This is a genomic window from Chromobacterium sphagni (assembly GCF_001855555.1).
Classification (GTDB): Bacteria; Pseudomonadota; Gammaproteobacteria; order Burkholderiales; family Chromobacteriaceae; genus Chromobacterium; species Chromobacterium sphagni.
In genome coordinates, this window is the sequence record NZ_MKCT01000001.1 from 763,923 (window position 1) to 781,294 (window position 17,372).

Consider the following 17,372-nt stretch of genomic DNA (forward strand, 5'->3'; position numbering starts at 1 on the left):
TCACATGTGACTGACATGAGTAGTGACATTCAACAGCTTGCTCAGTTCAAAACACCAGTTTAGAATGGCAATCGAACTGCATAAGCAGTTCTATTATCTAGTGAATATACGTAATTTAGCAATAAAATTCATCGCCGAATTGATGTGGTTCTAAATAGAGCGCGGCAAAAACAGACCGCCTGCACACATCAGTACACGATGAAAATTATAACTCATTTAGAACTTCACGTCTGCCAAGGCTATTTGGCGACCCCAGGAGTATCCGTGATGAACACCACTGCGCAATTTCCCGCCCTTCCCGCCACCATGCAACTGGTCGCAAAGCTGATTGGCATGCCGCGCACCTTGCAGTTGGTACAGGCGCTGGGCGGCACCACCCTGCCTTTCTCCAAAAACCAGAGTCGCGCCGGGCAACTGCGCTTCGCCGCGCTGGTCGAGGTGATCGGCCAGAATGCGGCTGAACAACTCACCCACCACTTCGGCGGCGACATTCTTTATATCCCGCGCTGCAGCCAAGCCTTGCGCCAAGCGCGCAACCAGCAGCTGATCCGCGACTTCGACGCATTGCTGATAGAAGGCCTGGGCGCCAACGAAGCCGTCGGCGTGCTGGCGATGCGCTACCACCTCAGCGACCGCATGATCTGGCGCGTGCTGAAAACCCCGCCGGCGCCACACGAGGTGCACTGATTCACCAGCAAGGAGACCCCGCATGGCCAGCCGCGCCATTTCCGATCTGCACCCGCAACTGCAACCTCTGGCCGAAATCTTCCTGCGCCGCTGCCGCGACCAGGGCCTGGATCCTCTGCTCACCTGCACCTGGCGCTCCGCCGCCGAGCAGGACGCGCTGTATCAGCAGGGCCGCAGCAAGCCCGGCGCCATCGTCACCCAGGCACGCGCCGGCCAATCCGCCCACAACGCCATGCTGTACGGCAGCCCAGCCGCCCGCGCCTTCGACGTGGTGCCGCTGGTGGCCGGCAAACCGGTATGGGATGCCGAACACCCGCACTGGCACCTGATGGGGCAAATCGGCCAGGCGCTGGGTTTGAACTGGTACGGCCAGCCCGATGCCCCCTTTCAGGAATACCCCCACTTTCAACTCTCCCAGGAGTTCTGACCATGCGCATCGCCGATCTGTTCTGCAGTCCGCACAGCCGCCGCCTGAGCCACAGCCGGCTATGGGCCAACATCGCCTGCGCCGCCGCCACCGCCATGTTCATCGTCGGCGGTTGGCGCGGCACCCTCACCCCGGATCTGTGGCTGATCTACCTGGGCGTGGTGGGCGGCTATTCCGCCTCGTTGCGGATGATCGCCGCCTATCGCGACCGGAGCGCTGCATGATCAGCCTGGCCACCCTGCGCCTGAGCGCCTGTCTGCTGTTACCGGCGGCCGCGGGCATTGGCGGCTACGCCATGGGCAGCTCGCGCAGCAGCCATTACTGGCAAGCCCAGCTGCAGGTACGCGTGGCCGAGATGGACGCCAGCCGGAGCCTCGCGCTGCAACAGCAAGAGGCCGCCGCGCTGGCGCTGCAGCAGCAGTGGCGGCAACGCATAGATCAATTGGAAGGCCGGCTGCTGCGACAACAGCAGGCCTTGCAGAACCAGCAACGCCAGCAAGCGCAAAGGATAGACGATGTCACTCGCACAGATGGTTACAGCTTTACCGGCCTTGGTCCTGACAGCCTGCGCCTCTACCGCCAGCTCCTCGGCTATCCCGCCGAGCTGCCCGGCGCCCAGCCCCTATCTGCTGACGCTGCCGGCGCGGCCGCCGGCGCCGACGGCGGGCTACCGGCGCCAGACCTCCTCGCCCACGCCGCCGATTACGGCGCCTGGTGCCAGCAATTGGAACAACGCCTCGTCGCCCTGAAACAACTCTTCAATCAACAGGACCCTCAGCCATGACCGACTTCTTCGACCGCGCCAGCGAACTGGAGACCGAATTCCGCGAACAGGCGCTGGCGCGCCACTTCCAGCAACTGCAGCAAAGCGGCTACAGCCACTGCGAGGATTGCGGCGACCCGATTCCGCAACCGCGCCGCGCCGCGCTGCCCAGTTGCACCCGCTGCGTGATCTGCCAGCAACTGGCCGAGCGCTGAGGAGGTTTCACGTGGAACACGACAATCTGCTGGCCTTGGGCCGCATAGAGGGCAAGCTTGACATGATCGTCGCCCACCTCGCCAAACAAGACAAGAAACTGGAAGAACTGGACACCCGCCTGCGCGATGTGGAAGTGCAGGCCGCCAAGAGCGGCGCGCTGTCCGGCGCATTGTCCGCGCTGCTGGTCACCCTGGCCGGCGAACTCCTCAAGCGCGTGCTGCACTGACACCGCTCAACTAAGTCCCGGCGCCGTCCCGCGCCACAATCCGCCTCATCCTCCGACGCTCCTCAAGGAATGCCCCATGTCCATGCTGATTTCACTGCAAACCGCCATCGCCGACCGCCTGCACCAGGGCCTGGCGCGCATGGTGCGCGAAGTGGCGGCGGACCTAGACGAAACCGCCCTGTGCGGCCTGCAGCTGGCCCACGGCGACTACGCCAGCCGGCTCACCCCCGGCCAGTCCAGCCCCGCCATCAATCCCCAGGCGCTGGCCCGGCTGCCGGCGGTGTGGACCGTGGCCGGCGGCATCACCGCCAGCCAGCCGTCCGCCAGCCAGCGCCAGCGCTACAAGGCCAACGCGCTGTTCACCGTCATCGTCGGCGACCGTTTGCAGGCCGACGCCAGCTACAGCGGCGCCGGCGTCTGGCAACTGGTCTACGCGGTGCGCCGCCTGCTGGCCTCGCAGGATTTCGGCCTGGCGGTCAACCCGCTGGTGCCGGAAAAAGTCCGCCCGCTGGGCCAGTCGCCGCGCGACGGCCAGCCGTGGAGCCTGGTGGCCTGCGACTTCAGCACCTACTGGCTGGACGAGGCGCTGGACAACGGCCACTGGCCGGCGCCGTTGAAGGATAGCGACGCCGACGCGCTGTTCTCCCGCTTCGGCGGCCGCCTGGACGATCCGTCCAAGAACTGGCAAAGCACCCAGCTCAACTTCAGCCTGGCTGGCAAACCCGACGTCAAGGCGCAGGACGTGGTCAGCCAGCCGGCGCCCAAATAAGCCCCCGCAAGCCTTCCTTGTTTTCCCGTCGCCGCGCCAGTCGGCGCGGCACTCTCACCCAACCGCAGCATCAGGAGTCCATCTCTTATGGCCAGCCCCAACATCAGCTTCGACCAGATCCCGGCATCCATCCGCAAACCGGGCAAGTACTTTGAGTTCAACACCAAGCTGGCGGTCCGCACCTTGCCGGGCAACCCGCAGCGCGTGCTGATGATAGGCCAGCGCATGGCCGACGATCCGGCCAATCCCGGCAAGAACGCCGCCCAGCCGGCGCTGGCCGCGCTGGACGTGTTCAGCGACGAGCAGGCCGCCCTGGCCTTCGGCCGCGGCTCCTACGCCCACCTGATGGCGCGCGCCGCCATCAACGCCAATCCCTACCTGCAGCTGACCATGATCGCGGTGGACGACGCCGCCGCCGGCACCCCGGCTTCCGGCACCTTCACCTTCAGCGGCCCGGCCGCCGCCTCCGGCGTGATGAGCCTCTACATCGGCAGCGTGCGCGTCGACGTCCCCGTCGCCGCCGGCGACGACGCGCCCAAGATCTCCGCCAACGCCCTGGCCGCCATCGCCAAACTCACCGACCTACCGGTAGTCGCGAGCGCCGCCAAGGAAGTGCTGACCATCACCGCCCGCCACAAGGGCAGCATCGGCAACGGCATCGCGCTGAAAGCGCAGGAACAGATCGCCGGCCTCGGCGTCGCCGTCGCCCCGATGAAGGGCGGCGCCGGCGACCCGGACATCGCCCCGGCGCTGGCGGCGGTGGTCAGCGGCGGCCACCAGATCGTGGTCAACCCGTTCAACACCGACGCCGCCCTGACCGCGCTGCGCGCGCACCTGGACTTCGTCTCCGGTCCGATGGAACAGCGCGGCGCCATCGGCGTGATCGCCACCACCGGCGCGCTCGCCGACGCCGCCGCCCTATCGGCCAAGCTGGACAGCGGCCGCATTACCGCCGCCTGGTACCGCGGCTCGGCCAAGCTGCCGGGCGACGTGGCCGCCGCCTACGCCGCGGTGATCGCCAGCGAGGAAGATCCGGCCCGTCCGCTTAACACCCTGGCGCTGAACGGCCTGGACGTGGTGGACCTGGCTTTCCGCACCAGCCGCACCGAACAGGAAAGCGCGCTGTACAGCGGCGTCACCCCGCTGGAAGTGGCCGCCGGCAACCGCGTGCAGATCGTGCGGGCCATCAGCACCTACACCAAGGACGCGCAAGGCGTGGACGACGTGTCGCTGCTGGACATCACCACCATCCGCACGCTGGACTACGTGCGCCAGGCCTGCCGCGAGCGCATCGCGCTGCGCTTCCCGCGCGAGAAGCTGTCCGACCGCACGCCGTCCAAGGTGCGCTCCGAGCTGCTTGACGTGCTGTACAAGCTGGAGGAGCTGGAAATCATCGAACAGGTCGACGCCAACAAGGACGGCCTGATCGTCGAGCGCGACCTGCAGGACGCCAACCGCCTGGACGCCAAAATTCCGGTGGACGTGGTCAACGGCCTGCACGTGTTCGCCGGCCGCATCGACCTCTTGCTGTAAACCCTCCCTAACCCTGCTTGACGCCGGCCGGCGCTCCCGGCTGGCCCCTCCCTGAATCGAAAAGGAACATCCCATGGCTTTGAAAGAATACGCAGGCTCGATCGTCCTGGAAGTGAACGGCCAGGAAATCGACGTGATCGACCTCAACGTCAGCAGCAAGACCGGCCGCAAACTGGTGAAGACAATGAACTCCAGCGGCAGAGCCCGCGGCTTCGCCCGCGGCATCACCGAGTACGACCTGTCCGTCACCGTATCCATCCCGCTGACCGGCGACCTGGACTGGGAGGCGGTGGAAGGCGCCAAGCTGACCGAGTTCCCGCTCGCCGGCGGCAAGCGCACCAGCTATCTGGACTGCTTCACGCTGGAGGTGGGCGAGAAGTACGGCGTGGAAAACGAGGCGCGCCGCGATATCAAGCTGATGTCGTTGCGGAAGGTGGTGGAGTGATGGCCATCATACAAGCACGACTGCGCTACGGCGTGGAATACCAAGGCGAAATGCATTACGACGTCGACTTGCGCCTGCCCATGGTCGCCGACAGCATCGCGGCCATCGACGAAGTCGGCGCCGACTCCAACCTGCTATTTAACCTGGCGCTCACCGCGCGCTGCCTGACCAAGCTGGGCGGCATGCCGGCGGAAGCCATCACCACCGATTTCCTGTCGGCCAATCTGGTGGACGATGACTTCGAACTGCTGATCGACATGCGCAACGCGCTTAAAAAAAAGCGGATCAACGCGAAAAGCGCCTCGCTGACTACCGTGAAGCCGTCCTCCTCCTCGGCCGCTACGGACTGAGCGAACCCCGGATCAGACAGCTGACCGAGTCTGAACTGGATGGTTATCTGCAGGCCGCCAGCCGGTTGCAGGCGTCCCTCGTCTCCTCGATGGGGTGACGGGGACGCCTGTTTTTCATGATTGAAAGGAAGACGAGATGCCAGGAAAAGAACAGGGAAGCGCCTGGGAAACAAGCAAAGACGCGGCGGAGCAGCTCGGCAAGCTGCCGGAAAATGTTAAGAAAGCCGGCGACAGCATGGTCAACATGGCGCGCAAAGCCGATGCCGCCGATCACCAGCTGCGCCAGCTCGCCAATCTTGCTTTTCCCGAACGCGATATGTCGGGACGAAAACAGGGCATGGCCCAGTTGGACAAGATCGTCGTTGCCGCCGGCGGCGGCAGAGATGACGCGGCGGCGGCGCTGACCACGCTGTTGCAGAACGGTGTGAAACTCAATGATGCCGAAAAACTATTGCCGCAGTTGGTCAACGGCGGACAGGCTCTGGGGGTCAGCGCGCAGAAGCTTGCCGAGGCCGCCGTCGGACAAGGGGAGGACAAAAAGGATGCCAAGGATCAAGCGAAATCGCCGCCCGACGCCGACAAGATCAACCAAAACCTGCGTTTTGCCTTGGCCGAAGCCGCCGCAAAACCGGCCGACTACCATCCGGACGAAGCCGACAAATGGCTGCCGGATCTACTGAAAAAAGTCGGGAAGAATGGCGTCAGCCAAGAAAACCTGACCCGTTACGACAACAATGTCCAAATGATGCGGGAAAGCGCCCAATTCAAGGATCAAAGCCAGCAAAGCGCGCTGGCGAACAGCGAACAGAACAAGCGAGCCAGTCAGATTCTCGGAGACCAAAAAGCCAACTACAGCGAAATCGTCTCGCCATTGCTGGACTGCGCCGCAGCCCTGCTGACGTTCGGCTCGGCGCTGGCCGGGGTGGTCGCCATCGTCGGCAAGATCGCCAAAGGCGCCGATGGATCCACGCCGTCCCTGCCCTCCAAACCCGGAGGCAAACAGGGCAAGAACGCAAGCGGAAATCGATCATCCAAGAGTAAAACCGCTCCGCAAAAATCCGGTTCGGCCTCTAAAAAGCTCCAAGGGCCCCAAGCCACTCCCTCCTCGTCCCGCTCCTCCGGGCCCACCCGTGCCGGCGCATCGGAGAAAAGTACCGGCATATTCAGCCAACTGGCCACAAAAACCAAGGGCATGCTGCAAAAAACCGCCCAATCCGGCACAGGGCTTCCCGCCAAGCTGCGCAGCATGGCCGGATCCGGCGGCCACTCACTGAGGCAGAGCGGCGGCATACTGGGCGGGTTCCTGAAAGGCGGCCTGCGCATTGCCGGCAAGGCTTCCGGTATCGTGGGGCTCGCCACCGGGGCCATTGGCGCCTACCAGGTGCTGTCCAACCCCAACTCAACCGTCGGCAACAAGATACGCGCCGTCGGCGGACAGCTGGGCGGTTTCGGCGGCTCCGCGATCGGCGGTGTGGTGGGCGGAGCGATCGGCATGCTGGGCGGCCCCGCCGGCGCGGCGTTGGGCGCCATGGCCGGACGCGCCGTGGGGGGCTGGCTGGGAGAAACGCTGGGAGACAAGGCAGGGGCGATGCTGGGCAATAAGATAGACCATCGTCAGGCTCCCGGCACACCGGCGTCGTCTCCGGCGGCCTCGGCTCAGAAGGCCGGAACCCGGCCAAGCATTCCTGCCGGCGCGAACGCGCCAGCGACTGCGAGACCAGGCGCGCCGCAGACCACTGCGGCCAAGCCTCCCCAGCCGCAGCCGAAGGGCAAGGGCGACAGCGCCGCAGCATCCTTGCTGCCCCAGCTCCAGGTCCTGGTCAACCAGTTCGCTGCCGCCGTCGCCCAGCTCCACCAACCCCTCCGCGTAGTCGTCGACGTCCAGCACGGCAACATCGTCGCCGCCGTCAACGCCGCCAACAGCCAACAACAAAGGAGGAGCTGATGTTCAGCCTCAATGTGTTCGCCGGCCTGTCCGCCGGCCCTCTGGTGGACGCCAGCTTCCGCGGCGTACGCTTCGATTGCCTGAGAAGCCAGGACAGCGCGCAGCGCGACCAGGCGGTGCACGAATACCCTTACCTGGACGGCGCCGACGTCGAGGACCTGGGCCGCAAGGCGCGCAAGGTATCGCTCAGCGTGATGTTCTGGGGCAAGGACTACCAGCACCGGCTGCGGCAATTCATCGCCGCGCTGGACACCGCCGGCCCCGGCGAGCTGGTGCACCCGGTATTCGGCAGCATGCCGCAGGCGCAGGTGGTGGATTACCAGATCAGCCACGACGCCGACACGCCGGACTCCTGCACCGTGGACGTCAACTGGCTGGAAGCCACACCGGGCAATCCCTTCTTCACGCAGAACAAGCCGCGGCAGCAAAGCGAGGCCATCAACGCCCAGGTGGACAAGCTGCGCGGCATGGCAGGCGAGGCTTACGCCAAGGCGCAAGCGCTGGTCGCCACCGCCAAGGGCGCGCTAGCGCGGCTGGGCGCGTTGCGCCAGCAGCTGACCAGCACCGTCAAGGCGCTGGCCGGGATGGCCAACCAGGCGGTGGCCCAGGTCAACGATTTGCTGGCCTATCCGCAGGCCTTCGTCAGCCAGGTGAGCGCGCTGGTGGACCAGGTGGCCGACTGGAAATTCGACATCGCGGTGGACCTTGGCCCGCTGCCGGCGCTGAAAACCGCCGCCAGCCTGCCTGCCGCCACCCTGACCGACTGGAACGCGCTGCGCCGCCGGTTGGACGGCCTGCCGGACAAGATACGCCAGGGCACCGCGCCGCTTAGCGCCGGCGCCGCCCTCACCGTGTGGAGCAGCGACCAGCAACGGATAGACGCGCTGCTGCAGTTGAACGTCTCCACCAAGCTGGCCAGCGCCGCCGCCGGCATCTTCGGCAGCGAGGCCAGCCAGGCCACGCTGACGCCGCCGGCGCTGGAGCAGATCGCCGGCGACGTGCGCGGCGCCTTGCAGACCACCATAGACCAATGGCGCGCCAGCATGCCGTCCGACGCCGCCTACCAGGTGGTGGACAGCCTGCGCGAACTGGGCCTGCAGGTGCAGCAGGGCGCGGCCAGCCTGATCGCCGCCAAGCCGCCGCTGATCACGCGCAAGGTGGAAGCCAGCGCCAACCTGCGCCAGCTGGCCCACCTGTGGTACGGCGACAGCGAGCGCGCCGCCGAGCTGTTGCGGCTGAACCCGCAGCTGGCCTATCCCAACCACCTGACCCCGGGAACCGTGATCCATGGCTACGCCCACTAAACCCGCCGCGCCAGATAACACCGTCAGCCTGCAGATCGCCAGCCGCCAGCACAGCGACTGGACCCACTACTCCATCGATTCCGACCTGACCGTCCCCGCAGACGGCTGGCAAGTGGCGCTGGGCCTGCCCGGCGGCGTCTTCCCGCCCGAGGTGGAGCCGGGCGCGATGATCAAGGTGATGGTGGGAGAGGAAACCGTACTGATGGGCCGGGTGGACGACATCAGTCACAGCGTGGCTTCCGACAGCCATCAGCTGTCGCTGTCCGGCCGCGACCTGGCCGGCATGCTGCTCGATTGCAGCGCGCCGCTGCTCACCGCCAAGAACATGACGCTGCAGGACGTGCTGGACAATGTGGTGAGGCCGCTGGGCATCAGCAAAGTCCGGGTGGACGCCAAGGGCCGGGGCCAGATCGAGAAAATCAGCGTGGACCCCGGCAACAGCGCCTGGGACGTGCTCAGCCGCGCCGCCCAGGCCAACGGCCTCACCGCCTGGTTCGACCCGGACGGCACCCTGGTGGTGGGCGGCCCGGACTACAGCCAACCGGCCAGCGCGCGGCTGATCCTGCGCCGCGACGGCAAGGGCAATAACGTGATCAGCCTGTCCGAAACCCGCTCCCACGCGCAGCGCTACTCCGAGCTGACCCTACTGGGCCAAGGCCACGGCCAGGCGCTGACGCCGGGCCGCCACCGCCTGCAGCACCAGTCCTACGACTCCGACGTTTGCTACCACAAGCCGCGCATCCAGGTGGAGCCGGACGCCGCCAGCCAGGCTGAGCTGGCCGCGCGCGCCGACAAGATGCTGGCCGACGCCCGCCTGGCCGGCTACACCCTGTCCGCCACCGTGGCCGGACACCGCGACAGCCGCGGCCAGCTGTGGACGCCGGGCCAGCGCATCGAAGTGGAAAGCGAGCCGCACGGCGTCAATGGCAGTTATTTCCTGATGGCGCGCACCTTCGAGGGCGGCCGCGGCCAGGGCAGCACCACCCGGCTGACGCTGAAGGAAGACAAGTGCTGGATTCCGGCGATGCGCGCCGGCAACAAATGAAAGGACACACGCCATGTGGCATGAAGTAGACCACCGCATCCGCCGCGCCTTCAGCAATGTGCGCCAGGGCTTCCGCGCCGCGCTCACCCATGTGGACAGCGGCGGCGGCGTGCAGACGGTGCAGGCCGAAGGCCTGGCCGGCGAACAGCTGCAAGACGCCGAACTGTTCCAGCACTATGGCTACACCTCCAACCCGCCGCCGGGCAGCATGGCAATGGTGCTGCCGCTGGGCGGCCGCACCAGCCACAGCGTGGTGCTGGCCACCGAGCACGGCAGCTACCGGCTGCAATCGCTGCAACCGGGAGAAGTGGCGCTGTACAGCGACGAAGGCAGCAAGGTCGTGCTCAAACGCGGCAAAATCATCGAAGCCACCTGCGACAGCTTCGTGCTGAACTGCAAGACCATGCAGGTCAACGCCAGCGACAGCGTCGCGCTGAAATGCCAGAGCATGCAGGTGGACGCCAGCCAACAGGCCGGCTTCACCACCCCCACGCTGCAGACCAGCCAACAGTTGGTGGCCCAAGGCCAGATCAGCGGCAACGGCGGCCTGGCCATCCAGGGCGGCGGCGGTGCCAGCGTCACCGGAGACATCAAGCTGAACGGCGCGATGACCGCCAGCGGCGACGTGAAGGCCGGCGGCAAAAGCCTGGTTTCCCACACCCACGACGCGCCGAACGGCCCCACCAGCCCGCCGAAATAAGCCGCGCCACTGACCGGCGTCCCCTGCCGCCCCATCCCCCATCCCAGGACAATAGCCATGGACCCACTCTTGGACCCCGCCACCGGCGACTACGCCGGCCCCGCCACCGACACCCTCGCCAACGCCGTCTATCTGCGCCTGATGACGCCGCTGGGCGGCTGGTGGGCAGACCCCGCGCTGGGTTCGCGCCTGCATGAGCTCACCCGCAGCAAGGACAGCAGCCGCATCGACCTGTTGGCCTGCCAATACGCAGAACAAGCGCTGCAGCCCTTGCAGCAAGACGGCCGCGCCAGCCGGATCCAGGTGTCTTCGCAACGGCAGGGCCCTGGCCGGCTGCTGCTGCAGATAGAAGCCGCCGAGACTGGCGGCCACACCCGACATTTCCAACACCAAGTGAGGATAGCCTGATGCCCCTGTCCACCCCCGATTTCGCCAGCATCCGCGATACGCTGCTGCGCGACCTGCAAAATCTGCGCGCCGACGCCGACACCGGCCCGGACAGCGACTACTTCGTCCGCGCCAGCTCGGTGGCCAGCGCGGTGGAGGGACTGTACCAGCACCAAAGCTGGGTCGCCCGCCAGATCTTCCCCGACACCGCCGACCGCGAAGACCTGGAACAGCACGCCCGCCTGCGCGGCATCGTGCGCAAGGCGGCCACCGCGGCCGCAGGCTGGTTGCAGATCAGCGGCACGCCCGGCGCCCTGGCAGCAGGTGGGCTGCAATTGCGGATAGGCGATCAGTTATACGCCTCGCAGGCCTTCGATACGCAAGGCAACCCCGCGCCGGACCGGCTGGATGCGAACGGCCAGGCCAATCTGCCCATCCTGGCCAATCTGCCAGGCAGCAGCGGCAACCAGCCTGACAATCTGCAGGTGGAGCTGATGCAGGCGCCGCCTGGCGTGGCCAGCAAGGCCGTGCTGATGACAATGAAGGGCGCAACCGACACGGAAGACGACCAGGCGCTGCTGGGCCGGCTGCTGGAACTGATCCGCCGCCCCCCCGCCGGCGGCAACCAGCACGACTACCGGCGCTGGGCGATGGAAATAGACGGCGTAAGCGCTGCCTATGTCTACCCGTTGCGCCGCGGCTTGGGCACCGTGGACGTGGTCATCACCGCCAACGGCGGCCTGCCCTCCACCGCCACGCTAGCCAAGGTCCAAGACCATATTGAAGATCTGCGGCCGGTCACCGCCAAGAGCTGCCTGGTGCTGGCGCCGACCCCGCGCGCGGTCGACATCGACCTCGCGCTCAATCTGGGCGGCATCAGTCTGGACGTTTTCACGCCGCAGCTGCAGCAAACGCTGCAGGCCTACTTCGCCGGCCTCGCCCCGGGCGAGCGCCTGGTCAGGAGCCGGATCGAGGCGCTGATCTCCGACCTGCCCGGCGTGCAGGACCGCCAACTCAACGCCCCCGCCGGCAATGTCGCGCCGGTTTCCGACGCCGGCAAGGTGGAATGGCTGCGGCTGGGCAAACTGACGCTGAGGGCCATGCCATGATGCCGCAGCCTCCCTACCAGGACTTGCTGACCCGGCTGTTGCCGCCGGCCAGCTACAGCCCCGATGGCCCGCGGCTGCAGGCCGAGCTGGCCAGCGAGGGCGCGGCGCTGGACCGGGCGCAGAACAGCGCCCGCCAGCTAGCCGGCGCGGTCACCCCGCTGGCCGCCGAGGCGCTGCTGCCGGACTGGGAACGGGTATGCGGGCTGATGCCGGCCGCCGACGCGCCCTACCAGCAACGCCAGCAGGCGGTGCTGGCCAAGCTGGCGGAAACCGGCGGCCTGTCCATCTCTTACTTCACCCGGCTGGCCGCCGGCATGGGCTACCAGATCCGGATCGACGAGCCGCAGCCGTTCCGCGCCGGCGTCAACCGCGCCGGCCAGCCGCTGTGGAGCGCCGACATCCCCTGGGTGTGGCAGGTCACCGCATACGGCAGCAAGGTCCGCCCCTACCAGTTCCGCGCCGGGCAATCGCTGGCCGGCGAACGCCTCACCACTTTCGGCGACCCCAGGCTGGAAGAGCTGTTCAACGACCTCAAGCCCGCGCACACCTTCGTCTACTTCGCCTACCAGCCGTAATCCCCCGCTCCATCCCCGGCGCTGGCAGCCGCCAACGCCTCCCTCGCCTTCCCTCCCGGAGATCCCGCATGCAAGATACCCTCAAGCCCGTACTCACCGACGACAGCCTGTTCCATGACGGCAATCCCGCCAGCGGCACTCCTGGCACCGTGGTAAGCGCCGACTGGCTCAACAATGCCCAGGCCGCCATCCAGTCCACCCAGCAAGAGGTGCTGACCGTCATCAAGAACAACGGGCAGAACGCCGACCCGACACGCAAAGACCAGTTGCTGCAAGCGGTGCAGAACATCGCCTGGGGCAGTGCGCAACGGCCATCCACGCTGGCCGGCTACGGCATCGCCGACGGCGCCAGCAAGACCGACCTGAAAGCCGCCATCGACGGCGTGGTGGCCGGCGCGCCCGGCGCGCTCAATACCCTGCAGGAGCTGGCGGCGGCCTTGGGTAATGACTCCAACTACGCGGCATCGGTCACAAAGTTGTTATCCGGCAAAGCCGACAAAGCCTCCACCCTGGCCGGCTACGGCATTGTCGACGCAATGAAAGCCAGCGACTGGGGCGTGCAAGGCTACACCACGCTGCAAGTCGGCCCCGGCAAAGCCTTCGCCAGCATCCAGGATGCCTGGAACAGCCTGATCGGCAAGGTGCTGCAGGCCGACGTGCTGATCCAGGTGGCCGACGGCCAGTACGCCACCTCCGGCATCTGGCTTAACAATCAGCCCTTCGCCAGCCGCATCCGGATCCAGGGCAACACCGCCAATCCATCGGCTTGCAAGATCGTACTGACCCCGGACGCCAACAAACTCAGCAACGGCGTCGTATTCAGCCGGGTGTCCGGCGTCAACTTCTCCGGCTTCCACATCGTCGGCGAAGCCAGCGCCAATCACTGGAGCTACCGTTGCCTGCGGGTGGAGGAAGCCGCGGTGGTCTACTCCGACCCCGGCACCATCGTGCTGGAAGGCGCAGCCGCCGGTTTGGAAGTGGATCAGAATGCCAGCGGCAATTTCGTAAAAATCCGCATTTCCGGAATCAAGGGCTGGGCGGCATCCATCATCGGCGGCGCCCATGCCATCCTGCACAATTGCGCGATCACCGGCCTGGGAATAAATGTCTCCACCACCACGCCCGCATTTGTCAACCCCGATATGCCCAGCCTCATGTCCTCCGGCCTGCAATGCGTAGAGGGCAGCAAGGCCTGGTTGAGCGTCAGCAGCATTTCCAATGTCTTCCAAGGCTGCGTAAGCGCAAGCAACTCCTATCTCTGGGCGGATGGCACCGCCGTCGACCAGGCCACCAATGCCTTCCAGGCGGAATGGGGGGGCCTGATTTGGAATAGTGGCGCCAATCCTAGCCCCGCCGTGCCGAATGGCCGCCGCGGCAAAGCCAGCAACGCTGACATCGGTTATCTCGCCGGTCGGGGCGGCACTATCTACGCGTATATGGCAACCGCTGATAATTGCAACTGCGGTTTCTATGCCGTATACAGTGGGGCCATATATGCCGCCAACGGTTGGAGCCGAAACAGCAAAAAAGTTGGCTACTGCGCTGATGGTTTAGCATGGCTGGATGCATCCGGAACCCAAGCCGGGTCTTATGGTTGCACACAACTGTACGACCCGGCGCCCAATACGCCAGGCAACAGTGGCGCATATGTTTACCAGAAAATTACACCTTAAAAAAACATAACCCATACCGGCGCAGACGCCTTGCTCTGTGCCGGTTTTTCATGGCCCGCCGTTGCCTGCTATTGAATAGTGATCAAGCTTGTAACATACTGACGCCTAACCAAAAATATGATGTCGCGCTCTGGACAACCTGCATTGATTTCCCTGAGAATACTGAGCTGCCGAATGGCAATTTGAGTTAACATAAAAACAAGCCAATATTCATCAAAAACAAGTTGAAATCATACCCCAATCACCTGTTCGTTTTGTTTATCTAGATTTTTTGCGCTTTGCATTTGCCATGATAGTTTTTTTTGGTCATGCCAAGACGCTTTTCGCCATGGAGAAATTCCAGCTCGCTGTAGATTATTTCTTCATACTCTCCGGATTTGTTTTAACCCATGCTTACAAAGATAAACTATCCAACTCCAACTTCCTTCGCAGCTTCATCCGCGACCGGGTAGCCCGCCTCTATCCATTACACCTTGCCACACTCTTTATCCTGATGTTCCTGAATATCTGGTTTGTGGAAATCACCAAGGGACAATGGCTGGAACAAGGCTGGTCGTATCAAGATGGAAGAACATATACATTATCTTTACATTTACTGTTGCTGAATAATATTGGACTGACTCCTGGTGGCCCCTCCTGGAATGCCCCTGCATGGTCCATCTCAGTCGAGTTCTGGATTAACATTCTGCTTGCCGGCATCGCGCTGAAAATGCGCAAATACTTACTCGCATTTTGCATTGCTGCCTTTATGCTTGCATACTCCACTCTCTTCTTCAGCATTGGCAGCCTTGGCGATTTTTATAAAAATATCGGTTTTATCAATACCGGAATGCTCCGTGGGATAGCAGGCATGACTGCAGGGGTGCTCTGCTATGCTGCATATCAGAAAATCCTCCCTGCCATTGGGAAGCGATCCAGAATTTCAATCATCCTCCTGGCCTTGCTATCTATCGTATTTCAGTTCTGCCTTATCGCTGGGTGGCCACACTTTGAGCATGCAGAATTTCTGATCGTTCCCATAAGTGCTGCTGCCGTCATCTCATTGGCCTTGCTCGAGGGCGTCTACAAAAATGCTTCCATGAGCGGCGCGCTGGAATGGCTAGGGAGTGCTCCTACGCCATATGCATGACGCACTGGATTATGTTGATCTTTGTAGAATATTTCATGAAATATGCGTGGGGATTGAATGTGAACCTTAAAAGCCCAATCCAATTTCTTATCATGACTGGCATGGTATTGACCATATCCAGACTGTCATTCAATTACATTGAAAAACCCGGCAAGAAATTTATCAAAGGAATGGGGAAATGAAGCTTTTACCAACTATTCCAGCCCTGCTCCTGTTTGCCATGCAGGCCTATGCGGGAATCAGCATTGAACAATATGGCGACTCGACCACAACCGGACTTTCTTTTTACAGTGGGCGACTGCAACAGGCTAAACGATCTAGCGTTGATATCATCTACCTCAACATAAACAAGCGGTTTGGTCCGGCCGCATCCATCGCCAACAAGGGAGTTTCCAACTCCTGCGCCATCCAGCTATTGCATGGAGAAGGTAAGACGCCGGCCTGGCGCGACAGGGTAAAGCGTACAAAAGCGGACATCATCACTTTTGGTTTTGGCTTGAATGACCATTTCGTCTGCCATCGATCCACAATTCAATTTGCAGATGATCTTCGCAGCTTGGTGGATATCACCATTGCCGCGGGGAAAGTGCCGATATTGATCGAGCCCACGCCCTCGACCAGCCCCGACCGGAAAGACTTGGCCGCCTACGTTGATGCCATGAATCTGGTAGCCGAGCAGCGCAAAATCCAGATCATCCAGCACTACAAGATATGGACCGCCTTGCCGAACTGGAAAGCGCTGCTATCCGATGGCGTGCATCCCACGGCGCAAGGTTATCAAGTAAAAGGCCTGACCGAGTACCAGGCGCTGATGCCCAGCATCCTCACCGCCTTGCGCAAGCCGTGACACGAACCGGGCTTGAACATCTGCGCAAGCCCGGTCTCGCGCTCCCCCAGGCCATGCCGGGCCGCCCCACCAGCCACCGCGCCTGCCGGCGCGGTTTTTCATTGCGCGGATGGACGTCAGTACTGACGTGCGTCCGCTGATCCTTCTTTCGCGCCTCCTGCACAATCGTCGCCAATTCCACGACATCTGTCATCGGCCTCGGCCGATTTCCTTTTTTGCCCAGCAGGAGACCATGCCTTGCAAGACATTCTCAAGCCGATAAGCAGCGACGACAATCTGTTCCACGACGGCAACCCCGCCAACGGCACTCTTGGCACCGTGCTGAGCGCCGATTGGCTCAACAATGCCCAGGCCGCCATTCAATCCACCCAGCAGGAAGTGCTGACCGTCATCAAGAACAACGGCCAGAATGCCGATCCGACACGCAAGGATCAGTTGCTGCAAGCGGTGCAGAACATGGCCTGGGGCGGCGCCCAAAAACCCACTACGCTGGCCGGCTACGGCATCGTCGACGGCGCCAGCAAAACCGATTTGAAAACCGCCATCGACGGCGTGGTGGCCGGCGCGCCTGGCGCGCTCAATACCCTGCAGGAACTGGCGGCGGCTTTGGGCAACGACCAGAATTTCGCCGCCAGCATCGCCAAGCTGCTTGCCGGCAAGGCCGACAAGGCCGCCACGCTGGCCGGCTATGGCATCGCCGATGGCGCCACATCGACCCAGGTCAACGCAGCGGCGCCTGCCGGCATGGTGGCGTACTTCGCGATGAAAGACGCGCCTGCCGGCTGGTTAATTGCCGATGGCCGCGCCGTATCACGCAAGGATTACGCGCCGCTGTTCGCTGCCATTGGCATTTGCTACGGCGTGGGAGATGGCTCGACAACATTCGTACTACCAGACTTGCGCGGCGAATTCGTGCGGGGATGGATTGGCGGAAGGCCAGCGTCCGATGTGCCAGGACAAGCCGACAGAAAATTCGGCTCGTTGGAACGAGATGAGCTGCGCGCACATCAACACGATGTTATAGCCTGGGGATTTAATACTGGAGGAAGCTCAAGTGGTCCGGGCTTGGCAGGAGCGCAAGGCGGTAATGGGGCTATCAATTCCAATACCGGTCTGGGTCTTGCTCAAGCTTTCGGTGGAGTTGAAACTCGTCCCCGCAACGTCGCCCTGCTCGCCTGCATCAAGTGCTGAAGTCCCCCCCGCGATGTTCCACGTGAAACCGCGCCGCCTGGCGCGGTTTTT

Annotated in this window: 21 protein-coding genes; all 21 read left to right on the forward strand. The window is 63.6% G+C overall.

Annotated elements, in window-relative coordinates; genetic code table 11:
* Nucleotides 1-267 precede the first annotated feature (267 nt).
* Nucleotides 268-687 carry a Mor transcription activator family protein gene (locus BI344_RS03675; protein WP_071111570.1) on the forward strand — a complete coding sequence of 140 codons (420 nt, stop codon included), beginning with the start codon at nt 268-270 and terminating at the stop codon, nt 685-687.
* Between the two features lie 22 nt (nt 688-709).
* A complete protein-coding gene (locus tag BI344_RS03680) occupies nt 710-1,114 on the forward strand; it encodes a M15 family metallopeptidase (RefSeq protein ID WP_071111571.1) in 405 nt (134 codons plus the stop codon).
* A gap of 2 nt (nt 1,115-1,116) precedes the next feature.
* Nucleotides 1,117-1,338, forward strand: a complete 222-nt coding sequence (locus BI344_RS03685) for a hypothetical protein (RefSeq protein ID WP_071111572.1) — start codon at nt 1,117-1,119, stop codon at nt 1,336-1,338.
* Nucleotides 1,335-1,898: a hypothetical protein gene (locus BI344_RS03690; RefSeq protein WP_071111573.1), complete on the forward strand. Its 564-nt coding sequence runs from the start codon at nt 1,335-1,337 to the stop codon at nt 1,896-1,898. The genes BI344_RS03685 and BI344_RS03690 overlap by 4 nt, the downstream gene beginning before the upstream one ends.
* Nucleotides 1,895-2,092 carry a TraR/DksA family transcriptional regulator gene (locus BI344_RS03695; RefSeq protein WP_071111574.1) on the forward strand — a complete coding sequence of 66 codons (198 nt, stop codon included), beginning with the start codon at nt 1,895-1,897 and terminating at the stop codon, nt 2,090-2,092. The genes BI344_RS03690 and BI344_RS03695 overlap by 4 nt, the downstream gene beginning before the upstream one ends.
* An 11-nt stretch (nt 2,093-2,103) precedes the next feature.
* Entirely contained in the window at nt 2,104-2,319 is a 216-nt protein-coding gene (locus tag BI344_RS03700; protein WP_071111575.1) for a hypothetical protein, read from the forward strand.
* 76 nt (nt 2,320-2,395) lie between these two features.
* A complete protein-coding gene (locus tag BI344_RS03705) occupies nt 2,396-3,088 on the forward strand; it encodes a DUF1834 family protein (protein WP_071111576.1) in 693 nt (230 codons plus the stop codon).
* An 87-nt stretch (nt 3,089-3,175) separates the two neighbouring features.
* Nucleotides 3,176-4,621, forward strand: a complete 1,446-nt coding sequence (locus BI344_RS03710; RefSeq protein ID WP_071111577.1) for a phage tail sheath C-terminal domain-containing protein — start codon at nt 3,176-3,178, stop codon at nt 4,619-4,621.
* Between the two features lie 73 nt (nt 4,622-4,694).
* Nucleotides 4,695-5,066, forward strand: coding sequence for a phage tail protein (locus BI344_RS03715; protein WP_071111578.1), 372 nt, complete (start codon nt 4,695-4,697; stop codon nt 5,064-5,066).
* Nucleotides 5,066-5,416 carry a hypothetical protein gene (locus tag BI344_RS03720; RefSeq protein ID WP_071111579.1) on the forward strand — a complete coding sequence of 117 codons (351 nt, stop codon included), beginning with the start codon at nt 5,066-5,068 and terminating at the stop codon, nt 5,414-5,416. The genes BI344_RS03715 and BI344_RS03720 overlap by 1 nt, the downstream gene beginning before the upstream one ends.
* 235 nt (nt 5,417-5,651) lie before the next feature.
* Nucleotides 5,652-7,361, forward strand: a complete 1,710-nt coding sequence (locus BI344_RS24555; RefSeq protein ID WP_193430952.1) for a hypothetical protein — start codon at nt 5,652-5,654, stop codon at nt 7,359-7,361.
* Entirely contained in the window at nt 7,361-8,665 is a 1,305-nt protein-coding gene (locus BI344_RS03730; RefSeq protein WP_083370053.1) for a DNA circularization protein, read from the forward strand. The genes BI344_RS24555 and BI344_RS03730 overlap by 1 nt, the downstream gene beginning before the upstream one ends.
* Nucleotides 8,649-9,710: a phage baseplate assembly protein gene (locus BI344_RS03735; RefSeq protein ID WP_071111581.1), complete on the forward strand. Its 1,062-nt coding sequence runs from the start codon at nt 8,649-8,651 to the stop codon at nt 9,708-9,710. Before BI344_RS03730 ends, BI344_RS03735 begins: the two co-directional genes overlap by 17 nt.
* Nucleotides 9,711-9,723: 13 nt before the next feature.
* Entirely contained in the window at nt 9,724-10,410 is a 687-nt protein-coding gene (locus BI344_RS03740) for a phage baseplate assembly protein V (RefSeq protein WP_071111582.1), read from the forward strand.
* A 57-nt stretch (nt 10,411-10,467) separates the two neighbouring features.
* Nucleotides 10,468-10,818, forward strand: a complete 351-nt coding sequence (locus BI344_RS03745) for a phage GP46 family protein (RefSeq protein ID WP_071111583.1) — start codon at nt 10,468-10,470, stop codon at nt 10,816-10,818.
* Complete coding sequence (locus tag BI344_RS03750) at nt 10,818-11,906, forward strand: baseplate J/gp47 family protein (RefSeq protein WP_071111584.1); 1,089 nt, start codon at nt 10,818-10,820, stop codon at nt 11,904-11,906. The genes BI344_RS03745 and BI344_RS03750 overlap by 1 nt, the downstream gene beginning before the upstream one ends.
* Nucleotides 11,903-12,481: a YmfQ family protein gene (locus BI344_RS03755; protein WP_071111585.1), complete on the forward strand. Its 579-nt coding sequence runs from the start codon at nt 11,903-11,905 to the stop codon at nt 12,479-12,481. The genes BI344_RS03750 and BI344_RS03755 overlap by 4 nt, the downstream gene beginning before the upstream one ends.
* Nucleotides 12,482-12,549: 68 nt before the next feature.
* Complete coding sequence (locus BI344_RS03760; protein WP_071111586.1) at nt 12,550-14,154, forward strand: hypothetical protein; 1,605 nt, start codon at nt 12,550-12,552, stop codon at nt 14,152-14,154.
* Nucleotides 14,155-14,386: 232 nt separating this feature from the next.
* Nucleotides 14,387-15,283, forward strand: coding sequence for an acyltransferase family protein (locus BI344_RS03765; RefSeq protein ID WP_277620424.1), 897 nt, complete (start codon nt 14,387-14,389; stop codon nt 15,281-15,283).
* Between the two features lie 178 nt (nt 15,284-15,461).
* Complete coding sequence (locus tag BI344_RS03775; RefSeq protein ID WP_071111589.1) at nt 15,462-16,130, forward strand: SGNH/GDSL hydrolase family protein; 669 nt, start codon at nt 15,462-15,464, stop codon at nt 16,128-16,130.
* A 237-nt stretch (nt 16,131-16,367) separates the two neighbouring features.
* On the forward strand, nt 16,368-17,321 hold the full coding sequence (locus tag BI344_RS24300; RefSeq protein WP_071111590.1) for a tail fiber protein: 954 nt from the start codon (nt 16,368-16,370) through the stop codon (nt 17,319-17,321).
* The last annotated feature ends 51 nt before the right edge of the window (nt 17,322-17,372 follow it).